Origin of the sequence: Plasticicumulans sp., from assembly GCF_035331805.1 — a bacterium.
In the GTDB taxonomy this organism is placed as follows: domain Bacteria; phylum Pseudomonadota; class Gammaproteobacteria; order Competibacterales; family Competibacteraceae; genus Plasticicumulans.
Genome location: NZ_DAOLKE010000503.1, coordinates 1 through 1,929, shown reverse-complemented (window position 1 = coordinate 1,929; position 1,929 = coordinate 1). Strand labels below are relative to the sequence as shown.

3 protein-coding genes are annotated in these 1,929 nt (G+C 69.8%); all 3 read right to left on the bottom strand.

Annotated elements, in window-relative coordinates:
* Window positions 1-557: CBS domain-containing protein (locus PKE44_RS18865; protein WP_324554303.1), on the bottom strand; the 557-nt coding region annotated here is incomplete at its 3' end.
* A 134-nt stretch (window positions 558-691) separates the two neighbouring features.
* Window positions 692-1,204 carry an NUDIX domain-containing protein gene (locus tag PKE44_RS18860; RefSeq protein ID WP_324554301.1) on the bottom strand — a complete coding sequence of 171 codons (513 nt, stop codon included), beginning with the start codon at window positions 1,202-1,204 and terminating at the stop codon, window positions 692-694.
* Window positions 1,205-1,220: 16 nt separating this feature from the next.
* On the bottom strand, window positions 1,221-1,929 hold a 709-nt coding region (locus tag PKE44_RS18855; protein ID WP_324554299.1), incomplete at its 5' end, for a uroporphyrinogen decarboxylase family protein.

Sequence of the window (1,929 nt, the reverse complement as noted above, 5' to 3'; positions counted from 1 at the left end):
CGCGCCTGCGGGTGGATTTCGAGGCCGAGCTGCTGGCCGATCTGCGACAGCGAGAAGATGCCGCGCACCGCCTCCTTGCCGCTGTCCGGATCGGTGTCGACCACCAGCGCGTGCTGGCGGCCCTGCTCGCGCAGCGTCGCGATGATGTCGCCGACCGTGGCGCGCAGCACGTCGGTGATGTCGAGCACTTCGAGGCGCGGGTACAGCGTCATGATGTCGCGTACGGTCAGTTCCTCGCGCTTCGTGCCGGTCTTCTCCATCAGCTTCATCGGCTTCTCGCCCTGGATGTCGCGGCTGGTGATGACGCCGCGGATCGTGCCGTCCGGGTCGGCCACCAGCAGCAGGCGCACGCCGCCCTTGATCATGCGTTCCAGCGCGACGTTCATCGGCGTCTGCAGCGACACCATCTGGGCGCTGACCTGACGCAGGTCGGTCATCGCGTCGGTCGCCGGGCTGTCCTGCGTGATGCGATCGGGCAGATGCTGGCGCGGGCGGAAGCAGGTGACCCCGGTGTCGAGGTGGCGGAATTTCAGCGGGCGGTACTTGTGAGTCTGCATGATGGCGGGCCTCCGGGGCGGTGGTCTTGAACTGCCTGGGCTTCGTTCTTGGGGACGCGGGCCATAGGCATAGACGCGGGGGCCGGAACTGTAAATCGGCCCGACCGCGCCGCAGGGCGGGCTTAATGTGAATTTCAGTCGGCGGGCGACGGCAGCGGCGCGGGCGCGTCCTGGCGCGGCGGACGGCTCAGGATGGTGTCGGACCAGCGCAGGATCGCGCGCACGCGCGGCGTCAGCAGGCTCCAGGCCTCGCGCCGCGTCACCCAGCGGAATTCGCTGTGCTCGGGCCGGCCGAGCTCGGGGCTGACCGGCAGGTCGACCGTGGCATCGGCCGGGGCCACGGCCAGGTAATAGCGCGCGACCTTGCAGCCGTGGTTGTACGGCGGCGTCTCGCGGAACACCTCGCCCCAGCGGAAATCGAGCGAGTCGATCGTGGTTTCCTCGCGCACCTCGCGCAGCGCCGTGCTGAGCGGGTGCTCGCCGGGCTCGCGCATGCCTTTCGGGAAGTCCCAGTAGTTGAAGGCGCGCAGCAGCAGATATTCCCAGTTGCCGCCGCTGCCGCCGGCGGACGCGCGCAGCACGATGACGCCGCAGGACAGGATGCGGCGGCCGCCACGGGCCGGGTTCGAGGTCTGCTGCTGGTCCACGACGCTCCCTGTCGTCTCAGTCGGTCTGGCCGCCGTGATAGGCGCGCGACAGTTCGTGGACCGCGGCGACCATCGCGCCGGCGTGTTCCGGATCGACGTGCGGGTGGATGCCGTGGCCGAGGTTGAAGACGTGACCGCTGCCGCGACCGTAGCCGGCGAGCACCTGACCGACCTCGGCGCGGATGCGCTCGGGCGAGGCGTACAGCACGCAGGGATCGAGGTTGCCCTGCAGCGCCACGCGGCTGCCGACGCGGGCACGGGCCTCGCCGATGTCGGTGGTCCAGTCGAGGCCGAGCGCATCGCAGCCGGTGTCGGCCATCGCTTCGAGCCAGGCTCCGCCGCCCTTCGTGAACAGGATCACCGGCACGCGCCGGCCTTCGGCCTCGCGGTTGAGGCCTTCGACGATGCGCGCCATGTAGTCGAGCGAGAAGCTGCGGTAGGTGGCCGGCGACAGTGCACCGCCCCAGGTGTCGAACACCATCACCGCCTGCGCACCGGCGCCGATCTGCGCGTTCAGGTAGGCGATGACCGCGCGCGTGACCGTGCCGAGCAGCTTGTGCAGCACTTGCGGCTGTTCGTACATCAGGCCCTTGACCTTCGCGAACTCCTTGCTGGAGCCGCCTTCGACCATGTAGGTCGCGAGCGTCCACGGGCTGCCGGAGAAGCCGATCAGCGGCACGCGACCGGCGAGTTCGCGGCGGATCAGGCGCACGGCGTCCATCACG